Annotated in this window: 1 protein-coding gene; it reads right to left on the bottom strand. The window is 69.6% G+C overall.

The window, feature by feature from the left end; all coding sequences use genetic code 11:
* Nucleotides 1-276: circularly permuted type 2 ATP-grasp protein (locus tag CVH10_RS20130; protein ID WP_146143162.1), on the bottom strand; the 276-nt coding region annotated here is incomplete at both ends.

Below are 276 nucleotides of genomic sequence, written 5' to 3'. Positions count from 1 at the left end.
CGCGAGGCCGGGTTGAGTTCGAGGGGGTCGATGTAGTCGGAATCGATGCGCCGCCAAAGCACGTCCGCCCGCTTGAGGCCCGACACCGTGCGGATGTGCAGGGCGCCGTCCTGCATCACGAGGTCGTCGCCCTCCACCAGGAGCAGGCCGAGGTAGCGGGCGAGCGCGGCTTGCTCCACGTAGGTCGAGCTGAACACCCCGGAGGTGAGCAGGCAGATGCGCGGGTCGCTGCGCTCGGCCCCCACGGCGAGGCCGTCGCGAAAAGCCTGGAAGAAG

The organism is Halomonas sp. ND22Bw, from assembly GCF_003011945.1.
GTDB classification, from domain to species: domain Bacteria; phylum Pseudomonadota; class Gammaproteobacteria; order Pseudomonadales; family Halomonadaceae; genus Halomonas; species Halomonas halophila.
This window is presented reverse-complemented; position numbering and strand designations above follow the sequence as displayed.